The following is a 15,965-nucleotide window of genomic DNA, read 5'->3' as shown; positions in this document are numbered from 1 at the left end:
AAAATCCGATTGTTTGTGGTATACTCTAGATAAGGAAAGCATTTTCATTCAAGTCTGGAGTGATTTTATCATGACAACCAAAACGGTATCGGACAACAGCATGGCTCATGCGAAGCAGGATGTAAATCGGCTGATTGCGATCATGACGGCGGCGGCGTGGATTTTTCTCGGCATCGGCTTGCTGCTCAGTCTTTTTAATATGAACCACTTTAGCGATCGCAATGCTTCGCTGATGGTAGGAATCGGTTTTATGGTCGGCAGCGTTCATATTTATGTCATCCGCACGGCGATTCACCTCGTCCACTCGCGTTCGGAATCGGAAGACAAGTAACGCGTACAGTCGTCTGCTGTTCCATTTTCGGATCATTCAAGGAACATTGCCTTTATAAAGTGTCGGTATATTAGAGGACTTCGGCACCGCCATTTTCTATGAATATGTTCTGCACAACCCCTTGTTGGCTTACGCTAATAAGGGGTTTTCTTTGTTTTGACGCTAATTTCGTCTAACTCGTGTCGAAAATATTGCAAGAAAAAGGCGATCGTTTGACGTATTTGTTAACACCGGCGAAACCTTCGAACAAATCTGCTATGTTAAGGTTAATCAACAACTTGAGTTTGCAGAGGCGAGGTGGAATATATGTTTCGCATCGCACAATTGGGGAGGATCGCCATGCAAAAACCGAAGAACGCATTTCGGATCGCAGTTCCGCTGCTTATGATGTTCATGTTATTCCTGCTGGCGGGTTGTGAACAAATTATTGTTCTTGACCCGAAAGGGCCGATCGGCTCCAGCCAAAAAGATTTGATTCTGATCTCGTCCATCCTGTGCGGAATCATTCTCGTTCCGGTCCTCATCCTGACTTTCTTCATCGTGTGGCGCTACCGCGACAAGCCGGGCAACAAAGCGGCTTATCGACCGAATTGGTCGCACAGCACGACGATGGAGACCGTATGGTGGGGGATTCCGATTCTTGTCATTATTATACTGGGCGTTGTGACGGTCCGTTATACTTACGCGCTCGAGCCGTCCAAACCGATCGAATCGGCGCATAAACCGGTTACGATCCAAGCGACGTCGCTGGACTGGAAATGGTTGTTCACCTATCCGGATCAGGGCATTGCCACCGTCAATTACTTGCAAATTCCGGAAGGGGTGCCGATCAAGTTCGAGCTGTCGTCGGACGCGCCGATGAACTCGTTCTGGATTCCGCAGTTGGGCGGGCAAATGTACACGATGTCCGGCATGGTGATGACGCTGTTCTTGCAGGCCGATCATCCGGGCACGTATTACGGCTCCGGGGCTAATTTCAGCGGCGAGCATTTTGCCGATATGCGGTTTGACGTGAAAGCGACGTCCCAAAAGGAATTCGACGCGTGGGTACAAGAAGTGAAAAAGTCGCCTTCGTCCTTGACGATGGAAAATTACGAGCAATTGGCGAAGCCGGGCAAGTCGGATAAACTTTCCTTCTCCTCGTTCGAGGATGGCTTGTTCCACAAAGTAGCTTTCAAATATGCGGTTGACGGACAAGGTCACGGATCTCACGGGGCGCCGCAAAGCGCCGTAGAGCCGAAGGCCGTGCAGCCTCCGCAGACGAAACCTCAGCAGGCGGGTCATGAGCATGCCGGCCATTAAAATTATGGAAAGGAAGTCCGCTTATGCTGGATACAATAAAGCAGTTCGCTTCTGAGTTTTTCGTTACCGGCGACCCGATGATTCTTGGTGCGCAGGTCAGCATTGCCATCGCGATGGTAGCGATCGTGTTCGTGCTATCCTACTTTCGAAAGTGGGGATGGCTTTGGCGCGAATGGCTCACCAGCGTCGATCACAAGAAGATCGGCATCATGTATATCATTTGTTCCATCTTGATGCTGTTCCGCGGCGGCGTCGATGCGCTGCTTATGCGGCTGCAGCTGGCGATGCCGAATACCGAGTTTTTACATGCCGAACACTACAATCAGATTTTCACGACGCATGGCGTCATTATGATTTTGTTCATGGCAATGCCGCTCATGTTCGGTTTGTTCAACATCGTCGTGCCGCTGCAAATCGGCGCGCGCGACGTAGCGTATCCGTTCCTGAACTCGCTCAGCTTCTGGATGTTTTTTTGGGGCGCGATGCTGTTCAACGTATCGTTTATTATCGGCGGTTCGCCGGATGCGGGATGGCTCGCTTATCCGCCGCTGTCGGGACTGGAGTATAGTCCGGGCGTCGGGCAAAACTTTTATATCTGGGGGATTCAAATTTCCGGGATCGGGAGCCTTGCGACAGGCATTAACTTTATCGTCACGATTTTGAAAATGCGTGCGCCGGGCATGAAGCTGATGAAAATGCCGATGTTCACCTGGTCCGTATTTTCCAGCTGCATCATTATTATATTCGCGTTCCCGATCTTGACGGTGACGCTGGCGCTGTTGTTCCTTGACCGCTTCTTCGGTGCGCATTTCTTCACGCTCGACGGCGGGGGCAACCCGATGATGTATATCAACTTGATCTGGATGTGGGGACACCCCGAGGTATACATTGTCGTACTGCCTGCGTTCGGGATTTTCTCGGAGATTGTCGCTACGTTCTCCAAAAAGAAATTGTTCGGGTACAGTTCCATGGTCTTTGCCATGTTGATCATTAGCGTACTGTCGTTCTTCACTTGGGCTCACCATTTCTTCACGATGGGTTCCGGTGCGGACGTCAACGCCTTCTTCGCCTTAACGACGATGGCCATCGCGATACCGACCGGGGTGAAAGTGTTCAACTGGCTGTTTACGATGTTCCGCGGCCGAATTAAGTTCGCGACGCCGATGATGTGGACCATCGCCTTTATCCCGTGCTTTGTCGTGGGCGGGATGACCGGGGTGCTGCTGTCCGTGGCTCCGGCCGACTTTCAGTTCCATAACAGCTACTTCCTGATCGCTCACTTTCACCAAGTGCTGATCGGGGGCGTCGTGTTCGGTTACTTTGCCGGATTATACTACTGGTGGCCGAAGATGTTCGGCTTCAAGCTGAACGAGCATCTGGGCAAATGGGCGTTCTGGTTCTGGAATATCGGGTTCTATGTATGCTTTATGCCGCAATATTTCCTTGGACTGATGGGGATGACCCGCCGGATGTACACCTACGATTTCGATATGGGCTGGGGACCGCTCAACATGATTTCGACGATCGGCGGCTTCCTGATGGGGATCGCGTTTATATTCCAAGTATGGCAAATCGCCTACAGCATCAAGCATCATGAGCGCGACGTCACCGGCGATGCATGGGGCGGCCGTACGCTGGAATGGTCGATTCCGTCTCCGGCGCCGCTGTACAACTTTGCCGTTCTTCCGCAGGTGGAAGCTACCGACGACTGGTGGGAGACGAAAGAGAAGCTCGCCAAAGGAATTAAGCCTGCTCCCCAGCCGCTAGAGCCGATTCATATGCCGAAAAACTCCGCGATTCCGTTCATCAAATCGGCGCTTTGGTTTTTCGTCGGCTTCGGATTCGTGTGGGGTTGGCTATGGATGGCGATTCCGGCGCTCGCAGGGGTCGGCATATGCATGCTGGCGCGTTCGTTCTCTTACGATACCGACTATTATATTCCTGTCGATGAAGTCAAGCGGACGGAGTCCAAGTTGAGGGGGGTGAACGTCTAATGGCACATACCGCAGCGGTACATTCCGGTCATGAACATGAGCATGACCACCATGATCACCACGATCATGAATCGATCAAAACGTTCGGGTTCTGGCTGTTTCTGATCACGGACTGCATCTTGTTCGGCACGCTGTTCGCGACCTATGTCGTGCTTCACGGCAATACGAACGGCGGGCCGACCCCGCATGAATTATTCAAAATGCCGGGGATTATCGCAGAGACGTTCATCCTGCTTACCAGCAGCTTTACGAGCGGATTGGCCGTGCTTGCGATGCATCGCGGCAACAAAAAAGGACTCATCGGCTGGCTCGCCGTCACAGCGCTGCTCGGCGCTTCCTTTATCGCGCTGGAAGTGACGGAGTTCGTCACGATGGTGCTGCATGAAGGTGCGACCATCAGCACGAGCGCATTCCTGTCTTCCTTCTACGCATTGGTCGGGACGCACGGTTTGCACGTTTCGCTCGGGTTGATCTGGATGGTTGGACTGATGCTCCAGCTTCGCAAAAGAGGAATTACCGCCGTAACGAAACGGAAAGTGGAAGTGATCAGCTTATACTGGCACTTCCTGGACGTAGTATGGATCTTCGTCTTTACGGTCGTTTATTTGATGGGGGTGATGTAAGATGGAACATAACGCACATTCCGTGTCGCATGACCATCAAGGGGGACATGGTTCCCTGAAATCTTACGTGATCGGCTTCATCCTGTCGATCGTGCTTACGATCATCCCGCTCGTCGTCGTTTTGAACGGCCTGATGAGCAAGACCGGGACGCTGGTGCTCATCCTTGTGATGGCCATCCTGCAGTTTGCCGTACAGCTTGTCTTCTTCATGCATTTGAAGGAAGGTAAAGACTCCAAGTGGAATATGATGGCGCTGCTCCTCGGCATCATTATACTGCTGACGATCGTAGCCGGATCGATCTGGATTATGACGTACAACCAAGTGGCGCACTAGCCGAAAATAAATGAGACTCTTGCCTTCTAAAATGGGCGGGAGTCTTGTTTGTGTTATGGACACTTCCTATGCCATACCGCTGACGGGAACGCCTTGACAATTTGAACATTTAGAGGATATTATAGATATATTAACTCTGTAATTGAGGTGCAGCCATGAGATTTTCAAAAGCGACCAATTATGCTCTGCATACGATGCTCATGCTTGTCGACGCTTCCACGGTTAAGCCTGTAGGCGTCCAGCAGTTGGCGGAATCCCAGGGCGTTTCCCCGACGTATCTTTCCAAAATTTTAACGAGGCTCGTGAAAGCGGGAATGATCGAATCGGTTTCCGGGGTAAACGGAGGCTACCGGCTATCCCGTACAAAAGACGACATTACGTTTTTGGATATTATCCACGCCATAGAAGGCACAGCCTCTTTATTTGAATGCGATTTTGTCCACGGCACCGAATGTTCGATTCAAGCGGTCATGAAGGAAGCGGAAGAGAAAATGGAGCGGCATCTTCAACAAACGAAATTGGCGGACCTGGCTCAAAAGCAAACGCAAGTGTAAGGCGAGCCTCAGTCAGAAATTGACATTTGGCTTGCTACGTAGGAGCAGCGTGTTTTTTTATATTAATTATAGATATCATGAGTCTTTAATATCTAATGCATAGGAGCTGATCGACATGATTTACGATTGCGCCATTATTGGCGGCGGACCCGCCGGGTTGAATGCCGCCCTTGTGCTTGGGAGGGCAAGGAGAAGCGTCGCTCTGATCGACAACAATCGGCCCAGAAATGCCGTAACGCATGCGTCTCACGGCTTTATTACGAGAGACGGCGTCACGCCGGCCGAGTTCCGTCGCGTGGCTTATGAGGAGGTGCTGCGTTATCCGTCTGTACATCATCTGCAAACCGAGGTCGTATCCGTCAGCAAACTCGAATCCGGATTTGAGCTGTTTGATACGTCAGGTCAATGCGTTCAAGCGCGGAAGCTGATCTTGGCGACCGGCGTAAAGGAGATCTTTCCCCATATCGAAGGTTTTTATCCGCTGTACGGGAAAAGTTTGTTTAATTGCCCCTATTGCGACGGATGGGAGCTGAGGGATCAGCCGCTTATCCTTGTATCCGAACACCCAACCGTTTATCATACGGCCAAACTGCTCTTCAATTGGAGCAAAGATTTGATCGTATGCACGAACGGTCGGACGTCCCTGTCGCAGGAACAAACAAAAAAGCTTCAATCCAAGGGAATCGTCGTGACGGAGCAGCCTGTTGCGGCTTTCATCGGTCAGCAAGGGCAGCTTGAGCATGTTCGCTTTGCGGATGGGTCTGAGGTGCCGAGAAGCGGCGGCTTCGTGTCTCCCCGATTTGTGCCAAGCACACCGTTCGCAGAGCAGCTGGGTTGTGAAAGGACGGAATCGGGAGGGATCACGACGGATGAAATAGGAAGAACCTCGATACCCGGGTTATATGCCGCAGGGGATGCCTCGTACTTTATGCCTTCCCAATTGGTTTATGCCGCGGCGGACGGCAGCCGGACGGCGATGAGCGTAAATATGGATTTAACGGAGGAAGATTTTGAAAAATGAGCCGGCGATCTCATCCGGCTTCACGAGTTGTTTTCATACGAATGAATAGTAAAAGCTTGAGCTCATCAGGCTTTTTCTTTTTTATACGTAGAAACGTTGAAGCCGCGCGCGCCCAATCACACAATCGTTCGTTCTTTGCCGTCGATGGCACGGCTCCGATGGTGGAATGTTAAAAAAAATTTATCAAACGGAAATACAGATTTCAATAATTTGCATGGATGGCATCTCGAATCAGGTATAATCTTATTCGTCGTCCTAGTGGTCCTTAGGTCATATTACCTAGAGACTGTGGGATTCACGGGACATTGGACACATTAAATATACATAGATACGGGAGAGATGTGGTTTGAAGCTGTTCCAAAAAAGTCGCCGCAAAATCAGCGCAATCCTCGCTTCATCGGTGCTCTTGAGCGCCATGATGCCGGTGCTCACGCATGGAGCCTCGGTTGAGCTCAAAGATATTGCGGACTCCTACGCGGGTTCCGAGATTCAGAGTCTGGTCGATGCGGGCATCATTTCCGGATATGAGGATCATACATTCGGACCGCACAAAGCGATGACTCGTGCTGAATTGGCCAAAATGATCGTTCTAACGATGGGGTTGAAGGAAGATGCAGCCAAGGCGAGTGGATTCCAAGACGTCGATCCGTCAAGCTGGTACAGCGATTATGTGGGCGCTCTGGTCGGTTCAGGCATTACGCAAGGTTCTTCGGAAACGACCTTTTCTCCCGATGCGAGCATCACGCGAGAAGAACTCGTCGTATTCTTCATTCGCGCCCTTGGACTGGAGAACGTAGCCAAGACGCTTCCTGTCGACGCGGAACTGGCCGATTTATCGGAAGTATCCGTTTGGGCCAAGCCGCATGTATCGATGGCGTTCAATATCGGTTTCGTGAACGGCATCCAAGAGGCCGGCGGCAGACTGAAGTTCAGCCCCAAAGCCGGAGCGGAACGGCAGGCGCTTGCTCGTCTGGCTTATGAATTCAAGGCGAATAAATCGAAGTACACAGAGAAGGCGCAAGCGCTCGCTGCAAAAACGGAAAACAAGCCGCCGAAGAACGATGAGCCGGCAGTACCCGGAAGCGCCACGGCGGTCGTGGGCGGAGGCGGCGAAGACAATTCAGGAAGCGGCGGAAACGACGAGAATGGGACCTCTACTCCAACCGTTTCAGTAGCTGAACTACTGAGAAGCGGCACGGTGCTGGACAGCATATCGATCAATGAAACCGGATTGTACGGTCCTGAAGATAGCGCCAGCCGTACGACAATTACAGGAACATTGACGGTTGACCCGGGCCCTGACGGGACCGTTACCCTTCAAAATATCGTTATGGGACCGGAATCCGATCTGGAAGTATTGTCCGGCGACATCCATTCGATCAAGCTGCAGCAAACCGTGATCAAACAATTAAGAGTCAACGCGGTGAACAATGCCGGGAGAGACGTCCGGATTGAAGTGAAAGACGGTGCAGAAGTAGAAAGCACACAGGTTCAATCCCAAGCTGTACTGGAATCGTCTTCGCAAACCGGCAAGTTGGGCACAATTACGCTCTCTTCCGGTGCGGCAAGCAAGACGCTTACGCTTAAGGGCAACATAAACAGCGAGGTTTCCGTTGATGCTCCTGACTCCAAAATTGAATTGGCGCCGCCGTCAGCGGGAAATCCGATGAACACAAAGATTCAAACGTTATTGGTGAGAGCGAATACTACCATTTTCGCAGGAACCGGCACCTCCTTGTCGTCTGTACAGGTTTCGGGTCCGAACACCACCGTTGGGATCAGCGGACAAGGGGCCGTGAATAGCGTAAACGTGGACAGCACCGCGACAGGGACCACATTGAATATCGGCGTGGGAGCCAGCATTAAAAGCTTGCGACTCGACAGCCCCGTCGTCTTGAAAGGCGACGCGGAAGCGATCACCAAACTACCGGCCAGCACGGGCAGCGGCACGGTTTCGATAGATGATTCGGTCAAAGCGGATGTGAAGGCTGCAGCGATAAAAACGATTGTTGAAGCAATCGACGACATCGGCGAGATTAAAGCTTATTCCGAAGCTTTGGAGAACCGCATTAACGAAGTGACAGCCAAGGTGGAATCGGCTAGAACATTGTATGATATCAAAGATACCGATATTTCCAACCTTTCCGTTCTTGATCGAGCACGTAACGAAATTATTTTGTATAAGGACTTATCTTTACTCGAAATCGAATTTGCTAGTGGAGACAACGATTCGTCTATTACCAAAAACATCGGTTTGAAAAAGGAAGGATCCGCTTCGACAGCCATCTCTTGGACTTCCGATAAACCGGCTTTTATCCAAAATGACGGAACCGTCACTCGTCCGGCAGCGGGCAGCCCTGACGAAATGGTTTCACTCACTGCGACCTTGTCTCGTCACTTTCAGTACACGGTCACCAAAACATTTGTCGTGACGGTAAAGGCTGAAAGGAAGCCGTCCGGAGAAAAGCCCGATACGGATGCTCCAGAACAAGTGACGGGATTGAGAGTGCAAGAGACGCTTGAGAATCAAGTAACCCTGGCGTGGAATGCAGCGAAGGACAACGTGGCTACCGTAGGCTATAGCGTATACGTAAATGACATGAAATATCGTGACGTCAGCTCGGAAAACGGCATTGTGTTGGGCTTATCGCCAAATACACCATATTCGTTCAAGGTACGGGCATTCGATAAAGCCGGCAACGCGGGGCCGTTCTCTGCCGCGCTTGTAGTTTCTACGAAAGAGGCTTCGATCGCGGCTCCGGGATCGGTAACGAATCTTGTTTATTCTGCACGCTCTACTACTATGAACCTGAAATGGGTCGCACCCGCGAATGCAATGGGAACGGTAAGTTATGCGGTCTACAAAGACGGCGCGTTTCTAGTAAATACGTCGGCAACGAATATCGACATTATCGGATTGCTTCCCGGAACATTGTATCAATTCGAGGTAAGGGCGTTTAATGAAGCAGGCTATTCCGTTGCGGCTGCCCTATCGGCAAGAACGGTTCCTAAGTTAACGGTTTACAGTGTCCGTCTATATAACTCCCAAACCGGGAAACTATCCGGGAATGTCCCTAAGCTTAGCGATGGGAGATTTTTAGTCCTTTCCTCGGGTATCAGGGATGCGGATGCCTTGATCGTTACGTTTAGTGATTCAACCACCGGCAATTCATTATCGGGAACCATCGATTATCAAAATGCCGCCGTTTACCGCAACGCGGACCCCGTCAAGGTGGCTTCCGGCGTGTATAATGATGCGGTAAGCGGTGCCGTTTACTATCAGTTTTCATTAAACGATGCGAAGAGTTCTTCATCGACTCAGTCCAGCGTTACGATTTACGGCCTTCAATATGAGATTTCGTCCGCTTTTTATCAAGTGGATCCCATTACTGTTACGATGTTGGGACTTTAATACAGTGCCGTCCGGAAATAAAACACCGGACGGTTTTTTTTGTTGTTTTCCGCACTATCGTAACATCGAGTATTAAAGTTAGTTGATATCCTTAACAAGTTGATAAAAAATGACATAACCTCGTTTGGAAAATTATATATAATGCTAGGTATACTTCAATATAAGGAGGCGTTGACCTTGGCCGAGAATGCCAGGAAGCGAATCGGAATTCACCAACTCGAGTTAAAAGGATCAGAGGCGTACAAACCGTTCGTCCTTCCCAATGCAATAAAAGTGATAAAAGGCAATCTTACAACAGCGGAAGAGGCGGTCGAGGAGATGACGTCCATTACCACCCTATGCCGTCATTCACAAGAGTTTATCTGACGATGCAAAGGATCTTTATGGAGTTTGGAACGAAGGATGGGAGCGACAGCGTGCGGGTTATACGTACGAATACTTTTACGAAAGTATGTTTGAGTATAATGAGAGACTGAATGGCAATGAGCAAGCTTTTGAAATGGATCTCTGCATACCGATCAAATAATCGACGGTTGGCGAAGCACCAATAGAAGGCGGGGAGTGCCATGTGCTCCCGACCGTCTGATGTGAATCTCCGAAGTGCGACTAGCGCTGCGCTAACAGGCTAGACTTTCGCGATCAAAAGTTGAAAAACCGGGTGATCATCCCGATTACCAGCAGGATGAGGGGGCCAATCACAGTAACCCCTAATATCACTGCGATAAATTTAAGAGGGGTCGATAACCCTCTGTGCTGATCCATGGTATCCAATTTATCATTTATTTTTTTCAACTCTTCAAGTATTTCCTTATTCAATTGTTCCGACATAGCCTTCTCATTCCTCCTTTTAAAACCCGACTTCCATTATACTCCATTTATTCAAATTAAGGCAGAGAAACAAAGCGAGAACTCGTCCTGGATGTTAATTCGACACAATGAGTCGTCGAATATAAATAAAAAAGCACATTTGGCATTCAGCCAATGTGCTTCTTTTTTCAGTGCCCTGATGGGGCAGCGAGACCTACCTGCTCAATAAGCTTTTTGCTTTCTTCGTTCAAGCCGATTATCGTTACTTTTTTATCGATTTGCTGATACTTGAGCAGCACTTTTGCAATAGCGGTTACCGCCGAATGGTCCCAAACGTGGGAGGCACTAAAGTCAATAATGACGGCTTGCGGGTCGTTCCTGTAAGCAAACAGATCTACAAAGTGCGACATTGTGCCAAAAAAGAGCTGACCGGAAATATGGTATACTTTCGTTCCGTTCATTTGTATCGTTTCATGTGCTTTAATTTTCGCCGATCTCCAACCAAAGATAAGAGCGCTTAAAATGACGCCTGAGATAACCCCAATGGCCAGGTCCGATGTTGCGACGACAATGGCGACCGTGATGACCATGACGAGCGCATCGCTGCGCGGAATTTTCGCGATTGTTTGTAGGGAGCCCCAGTCAAATGTGCCGATGGAGACCATGATCATAACGCCGACGAGCGCCGGCATAGGAATTTGTTTGACCACATTTCCCATTACCAAGATTAAGAATAGGAGAAACACGCCCGATACAAAGGTCGATAGGCGCGTTCTGCCCCCGGATTTTACGTTGATGACCGTTTGTCCGATCATGGCGCAGCCGGCCATGCCGCCAAAAAAGCCCGAAACGACGTTGGCGATCCCTTGCCCTTTGACTTCTTTATTCTTATCGCTTTTGGTTTCCGTCATTTCATCAACGATCGTTGCGGTCATCAGGGATTCGGTAATGCCCACGATAGCAAGCGCAAACGAAAGCGGCAATAGGGTCCAGAGGACCTCGAAAGATAGCGAAACATCAGGAATATGAAAAAAAGGCAAGGCTTGCGTGATTTCACCCATATCGCCAACGGTACGAAGGTCAAGATGCAAGGTGATTGAAATGATCGTCATGATAATAATCGCAACAAGCGCGGAAGGCACGGCTTTCGTAAGAAGCGGAAGCAGGTAAATGATCGCAAGCGTACCTGCAACCATGGCATACATTTGCCAGTTTGCGCCGCGGAAGTTTGGCAGCTGAGCCATGAAAATAATGATGGCAAGCGCATTTACAAAAGCGGTAACTACGGAATGAGGGATAAATGTAATGAATTTCCCGAATTTCAGAACGCCCATGAGATACTGAATGATGCCCGTCATGATCGTTGCGGCGAAAAGATACTCGATTCCATGTTTGACGATGAACGGTCCCATCAACGATGCCATGGCTCCTGTCGCGGCGGAAATCATGCCCATTCGTCCACCGACTATAGAGATCGTCACCGCAATGCAAAAGGATGCGTACAATCCGACCATCGGGTCTACTCCTGCCAAAATAGAGAAGGCGATCGCTTCTGGAATCAACGCTAAGGCTACCGTCATCCCGGAAAGCAAATCTTTCCGGACGTTACTGAACCAACCGATTTTCAATTTTTGGTACAACAAATAAACTTCCACTCCTTATATGTCATTTGGACTTTTCAGTCTCAGAAAAGTCGCGGTCCGCTCGATTAGTGACAAATGCTTTAAAACAAAAGACTTTCCACTCTCAGAAAAGTCGGTTCCGATAATCAACGCATTTCATTATACACATTTATTTCGTATATCTCTACCCCTGATTCGAGTCGGTTCAGATTGACTGGAAACGTCTTGATGCGATGGTATGTGTGATATAACCTTACATGGAATATCGTTTTATGCACGAATAATAGTTTTTTCGATGTGAAAAGACGAAAATATGACGATTTCAATAAGAACTATTTCTATATATCGTCATTTTATGTTAACTATATTTACATAACACCTTGCCGGGTGTACAATGAAACCCAAAAACATAAGCGGGTGAGCGCGATGAAGATTGGTTTCCGGACGATCAAAACCGCCGTCGGCGTCAGTATTTCCATCCTGCTGGCGCAAACGCTTCAGCTTGAGTATTATTCCGCGGCGGGGATATTAACGCTTCTATGTATTCAAAAATCGCGAAAGCAGTCCGTTCATGCCGTTGTCAGCCGATTTTTCGCTTGTTTGGCCGGTCTTGTCGCTTCCACGATACTCTTTCAGTTGATCGGCTATCAGCCCTATGCGTTTCTAGTATTTTTGCTGCTGTTTATTCCGCTTTGCGTCCGTTTGCGCATTCAGGAAGGGATCGCCAGCAGCTCCGTCATCGTGATGCACGTTTATATGCATCGGACGGCGAATCTTGATTTTTTTGTGAACGAAGTGTTCGTTATTGTGATCGGTCTTGGCGTGGCGCTCTTAATCAATTGGTATATGCCCAGCATCGATAAGGAATTAAACCGCTGCAAGGAAGAGGTCGATCGGCTCATTTCCGCCATTCTCAATGAAATGGCGCTCTATTTGAAGGAAGGGAGCACGCTCTGGGACGGGAAAGAACTGCTTTTGCTGGCGGACGCCCTGCAGAAGGCCAAGCGGCTCGTGCTGCTGGACTTGGAAAACAACCCTTTGCGCAGATATAATCCGTACGAGCAGTATTTTGAACTCAAACGAAAGCAGTTTGAAATTCTCGAGCGCATGCTCCCGGCGATCTCGCTGATTAACGCTAAGATGGAGCAAGGCATCCGGATTGGTGATTTCGTCCAGCAGCTCAGCCGAAATTTGAATAATCACGACGGCATGGACGATTTTAGCCAAGTGCTTCGCATCATCAGGGAGTACCATAAGAAGCTGCCGCTGCCGGAATCGAGAAGCGAGTTTGAGAACAGAGCCAATCTGTACGCCGTAGCCAATGAGCTGCAGCGTTTCGTGAATACGATATGAACGCATTTTTACGATAAGATTCCGAATTGCGATAAGGCTGCCGACACGGTAGTCTTATTTTTTTGCCGCAAGCGCCGCTCCAACGGGTCCAGTGCACGCCAATTGACAATAAAAAGATTCGGCAGTATACTTACTTTTTTTAAGTAGGATGCCTCATTTCATCTTATAAACAGAACGGTTTGGAGTGATTGCCATGAGCAACCGGCCAGATGTAACAGAACCACCCTCCGGGCCATTCGCCCGTTTCCGCCGCACCCGATTGGTCATCGTGTTGGGTTTGCTGTCGGCGTTCGGCCCGCTTTCGCTGGATATGTACCTTCCGGCCTTGCCTGCACTGGCGGGCGATCTGCAAACCGGCACGTCGCAGGCGCAGCTGAGCCTTACCTTTTGTTTGCTCGGCCTCGCGCTCGGTCAACTGCTGAGCGGCCCGATGAGCGATGTGCGGGGGCGACGCTATCCGCTATTTATCGGACTTACCGTATATACCGTCTCCTCGCTGCTATGCGCGTACAGCCCGAACGTATGGGTGTTTATTGCACTACGTTTTATACAAGGGCTGGCCGGAGCGGCAGGCATCGTGTTGTCGCGCGCGATTGTCAGGGATTTGTATTCGGGCCCGGAACTGACCCGATTTTTCTCGCTCCTGATGTTAGTGAACGGCGCGGCGCCGATCCTCGCCCCTATATTCGGCGGACAGCTGCTGCAATGGACGTCGTGGCGGGGCGTATTCGTCGTCCTTTGCTGTATCGGAGCGGTTATGCTGGCCGCCGTCCGGTTCGGTCTTCCGGAGACGCTGCCCGCGGATCGCCGTTCCAAGGGCGGCATTCGCAACACGCTGGCGACGTTCCGCAAGCTGGCGGGCGACCGCAGCTTTATCGGCTTTGCGCTCGCGCAGGGGCTGGTGACTGCCGGCATGTTTGCTTATATTGCCGGCTCGCCGTTCGTCTTGCAGGACATTTTCGGCGTATCGCCGCAAATGTTCAGCGTCATCTTCGCCATGAACGGACTCGGCATTATAGCCGCGGGCCAAATGACGGGCCGACTGGCAGGGAAGGTCGGTGAGATCAGACTGCTGACCAGCGGTCTCGGGATCGCGTTTATCGGGGGCGTTTGTCTCCTAATAGCCATTCTGGCGGGGGCCGGATTGCCGCTCATTTTGCCTTCACTGTTCCTGGTCGTATCGAGCGTAGGGATCGTCTCGACGTCCGGCACGTCGTTGGCGCTGCAAAAGTACGGTCAATCCGCAGGGAGCGCCTCCGCGCTGCTCGGCCTGCTGTCGTTCATTATCGGCGGTGTGGTCAGCCCGCTCGTCGGACTTGGCGGCAGCGGAACCGCCGTGCCGATGGGCATCGTTATCGCCGTCGCGGAAACGGGAGCGGTCTTATGCTATTTGTTGTTGGCAAGAGGAAAGTAGAAACGGGGGACGGAGGAGAGACGGCTACATGGTGCGTGTCGTTATTCGAACGGTCGGTTCTGATACGAAAAGTTAGGCGAAAGCCTTTCATCATTGTACGATTTGTGGAAAATATGAGTCGTCGCGGGAGAAACGGGCGGAATCAGCCACGTCCAATCTCCGGTGACCTCGCGTCCGCATGCCCGCTCGTTCTCTTCGAACCTTTTCAATTGCGCCGCTGCGGTATGATGGTCTACGATCGTCACGCCGGCCGTTTTAAACGAATGAAGGACGGCGATGTTCAGCTCCACCAAAGCCTTATCTTTCCAGAGCGTAATATTCTTCTCCGTATCGAGCCCCAGCAGCGATGCCACCTTTGGCAGCATATTATAACGAAACGGATCCGCGAAATTTCTTGCCCCGATCTCCGTCCCCATGTACCAGCCATTAAAAGGCGCCGCCGTATATTCGATCCCTCCGATTTCAAGCATCATATCCGAAATGATCGGCACGGCATACCATTTTAGCTGCAAACCGGCAAAAGACGGAAATTCCGGATGCTCGATCGGCACTTCCAGCACGACGTCCTCGTGCAGGTTGTACCATCTGGGAGCATTCTGTTTCGTTTGGATGACCAGCGGCAACAGATCGAACGGGGTTCTTGTGCCTATCCACCCCAGTTTCTCGCAAAATGTAGTGAAGGAGAGCGAGGCCGGATCTCCGATGATTAGTCCAGATGTGTCGTATCCTGCGTAACGAATAAGTTGATGATTCCATATGCGGATCTGCTGCGCTCCGTTTCTTTTGGGTTTGAACACGGTGATCATCGGTTTGATTTTGCTGCCATTGCAGGCCGTTTGAATATGGTTCAAAAGTGCTGCATAAATCTCATCTTCCTTCTCCAGATGGCGGGCATCCACAACTTCAAGTGTTTGCCAAAACAATCTTCCGATGCAGCGGTTGCTGTTTCGCCAAGCCAATTTGGCGCCATGAGACAGTTCTTCCGCCGTATGTTCGTAATACCCGTACCGGTCGATGTCCGTGGTAATTTGGATTAACCGTTCACTGATAGCGTCTTCTTTGCCAAGTTCCAGGTAGCAAGTTTCAATAAATGGTTTCGCTTTCTGGAAAAGCTCGTTTTTATAGTCCATAATACCCCTCTTCGGCGAGTTGGTTTCACTCGATTCATATCGATCATGCCCGGCTTCTATCATTTCAT

Annotated in this window: 14 protein-coding genes; 11 read left to right on the top strand and 3 right to left on the bottom strand. The window is 50.3% G+C overall.

The window, feature by feature from the left end:
• Positions 1 to 70 precede the first annotated feature (70 nt).
• The 9 genes from ACFQI7_RS07385 to ACFQI7_RS07345 all read left to right on the top strand — a co-directional run bounded on the left by ACFQI7_RS07385 (position 71) and on the right by ACFQI7_RS07345 (position 9,937).
• Positions 71 to 331 carry a hypothetical protein gene (locus ACFQI7_RS07385; RefSeq protein WP_218098620.1) on the top strand — a complete coding sequence of 87 codons (261 nt, stop codon included), beginning with the start codon at positions 71 to 73 and terminating at the stop codon, positions 329 to 331.
• Between the two features lie 339 nt (positions 332 to 670).
• A complete protein-coding gene (gene cyoA / locus ACFQI7_RS07380) occupies positions 671 to 1,633 on the top strand; it encodes a ubiquinol oxidase subunit II (RefSeq protein WP_218098619.1) in 963 nt (320 codons plus the stop codon).
• A gap of 23 nt (positions 1,634 to 1,656) precedes the next feature.
• A complete protein-coding gene (locus ACFQI7_RS07375) occupies positions 1,657 to 3,627 on the top strand; it encodes a cbb3-type cytochrome c oxidase subunit I (protein ID WP_218098618.1) in 1,971 nt (656 codons plus the stop codon).
• Positions 3,627 to 4,250: a cytochrome o ubiquinol oxidase subunit III gene (gene cyoC, locus ACFQI7_RS07370; RefSeq protein ID WP_218098617.1), complete on the top strand. Its 624-nt coding sequence runs from the start codon at positions 3,627 to 3,629 to the stop codon at positions 4,248 to 4,250. The genes ACFQI7_RS07375 and cyoC overlap by 1 nt, the downstream gene beginning before the upstream one ends.
• A gap of 1 nt (position 4,251) precedes the next feature.
• Positions 4,252 to 4,584, top strand: coding sequence for a cytochrome o ubiquinol oxidase subunit IV (gene cyoD / locus ACFQI7_RS07365; protein ID WP_218098616.1), 333 nt, complete (start codon positions 4,252 to 4,254; stop codon positions 4,582 to 4,584).
• Between the two features lie 155 nt (positions 4,585 to 4,739).
• The gene (locus ACFQI7_RS07360; protein WP_218098615.1) at positions 4,740 to 5,138 is read left to right on the top strand and encodes an RrF2 family transcriptional regulator; all 399 of its coding nucleotides are present in this window, start codon (positions 4,740 to 4,742) and stop codon (positions 5,136 to 5,138) included.
• Positions 5,139 to 5,253: 115 nt separating this feature from the next.
• Entirely contained in the window at positions 5,254 to 6,159 is a 906-nt protein-coding gene (locus ACFQI7_RS07355; RefSeq protein WP_218098614.1) for an NAD(P)/FAD-dependent oxidoreductase, read from the top strand.
• A gap of 346 nt (positions 6,160 to 6,505) precedes the next feature.
• Positions 6,506 to 9,571 carry an immunoglobulin-like domain-containing protein gene (locus ACFQI7_RS07350; RefSeq protein ID WP_218098613.1) on the top strand — a complete coding sequence of 1,022 codons (3,066 nt, stop codon included), beginning with the start codon at positions 6,506 to 6,508 and terminating at the stop codon, positions 9,569 to 9,571.
• A 177-nt stretch (positions 9,572 to 9,748) separates the two neighbouring features.
• On the top strand, positions 9,749 to 9,937 hold the full coding sequence (locus ACFQI7_RS07345) for a hypothetical protein (RefSeq protein WP_218098612.1): 189 nt from the start codon (positions 9,749 to 9,751) through the stop codon (positions 9,935 to 9,937).
• Between the two features lie 273 nt (positions 9,938 to 10,210).
• Here ACFQI7_RS07345 and ACFQI7_RS07340 read toward each other — a convergent pair whose 3' ends face one another.
• A complete protein-coding gene (locus ACFQI7_RS07340) occupies positions 10,211 to 10,399 on the bottom strand; it encodes a hypothetical protein (RefSeq protein WP_218098611.1) in 189 nt (62 codons plus the stop codon).
• Between the two features lie 167 nt (positions 10,400 to 10,566).
• Positions 10,567 to 12,018 carry a SulP family inorganic anion transporter gene (locus ACFQI7_RS07335; RefSeq protein ID WP_218098716.1) on the bottom strand — a complete coding sequence of 484 codons (1,452 nt, stop codon included), beginning with the start codon at positions 12,016 to 12,018 and terminating at the stop codon, positions 10,567 to 10,569.
• Between the two features lie 408 nt (positions 12,019 to 12,426).
• On the opposite strand from ACFQI7_RS07335, the gene ACFQI7_RS07330 reads away from it, so the two are divergent.
• Positions 12,427 to 13,353 (top strand): aromatic acid exporter family protein, encoded by a 927-nt coding sequence (locus ACFQI7_RS07330; RefSeq protein WP_218098610.1) that lies wholly within the window; start codon positions 12,427 to 12,429, stop codon positions 13,351 to 13,353.
• Positions 13,354 to 13,546: 193 nt separating this feature from the next.
• Entirely contained in the window at positions 13,547 to 14,767 is a 1,221-nt protein-coding gene (locus ACFQI7_RS07325; RefSeq protein ID WP_218098609.1) for a Bcr/CflA family multidrug efflux MFS transporter, read from the top strand.
• A gap of 41 nt (positions 14,768 to 14,808) precedes the next feature.
• Here ACFQI7_RS07325 and ACFQI7_RS07320 read toward each other — a convergent pair whose 3' ends face one another.
• Entirely contained in the window at positions 14,809 to 15,897 is a 1,089-nt protein-coding gene (locus tag ACFQI7_RS07320; protein WP_218098608.1) for a nitric oxide synthase oxygenase, read from the bottom strand.
• Positions 15,898 to 15,965: the final 68 nt, after the last annotated feature.

It is taken from the genome of Paenibacillus allorhizosphaerae (genome assembly GCF_042659105.1).
GTDB classification, from domain to species: Bacteria; Bacillota; Bacilli; order Paenibacillales; family NBRC-103111; genus Paenibacillus_G; species Paenibacillus_G allorhizosphaerae.
The sequence above is the reverse complement of the archived record's forward strand: the minus strand, read 5'-3'. Positions and strand labels throughout refer to the sequence as shown.

What these genes read in the sequence shown, in the direction of transcription:
- ACFQI7_RS07330 (WP_218098610.1), top strand. Translation starts at nt 12,427, where the DNA reads ATGAAGATTGGTTTCCGGACGATCAAAACCGCCGTCGGCGTCAGTATT.
- ACFQI7_RS07320 (WP_218098608.1), bottom strand. Translation starts at nt 15,897, where the DNA reads ATGGACTATAAAAACGAGCTTTTCCAGAAAGCGAAACCATTTATTGAA.
- cyoC (WP_218098617.1), top strand. Translation starts at nt 3,627, where the DNA reads ATGGCACATACCGCAGCGGTACATTCCGGTCATGAACATGAGCATGAC.
- ACFQI7_RS07385 (WP_218098620.1), top strand. Translation starts at nt 71, where the DNA reads ATGACAACCAAAACGGTATCGGACAACAGCATGGCTCATGCGAAGCAG.
- ACFQI7_RS07340 (WP_218098611.1), bottom strand. Translation starts at nt 10,399, where the DNA reads ATGTCGGAACAATTGAATAAGGAAATACTTGAAGAGTTGAAAAAAATA.
- cyoA (WP_218098619.1), top strand. Translation starts at nt 671, where the DNA reads ATGCAAAAACCGAAGAACGCATTTCGGATCGCAGTTCCGCTGCTTATG.
- ACFQI7_RS07360 (WP_218098615.1), top strand. Translation starts at nt 4,740, where the DNA reads ATGAGATTTTCAAAAGCGACCAATTATGCTCTGCATACGATGCTCATG.
- ACFQI7_RS07325 (WP_218098609.1), top strand. Translation starts at nt 13,547, where the DNA reads ATGAGCAACCGGCCAGATGTAACAGAACCACCCTCCGGGCCATTCGCC.
- cyoD (WP_218098616.1), top strand. Translation starts at nt 4,252, where the DNA reads ATGGAACATAACGCACATTCCGTGTCGCATGACCATCAAGGGGGACAT.
- ACFQI7_RS07375 (WP_218098618.1), top strand. Translation starts at nt 1,657, where the DNA reads ATGCTGGATACAATAAAGCAGTTCGCTTCTGAGTTTTTCGTTACCGGC.
- ACFQI7_RS07355 (WP_218098614.1), top strand. Translation starts at nt 5,254, where the DNA reads ATGATTTACGATTGCGCCATTATTGGCGGCGGACCCGCCGGGTTGAAT.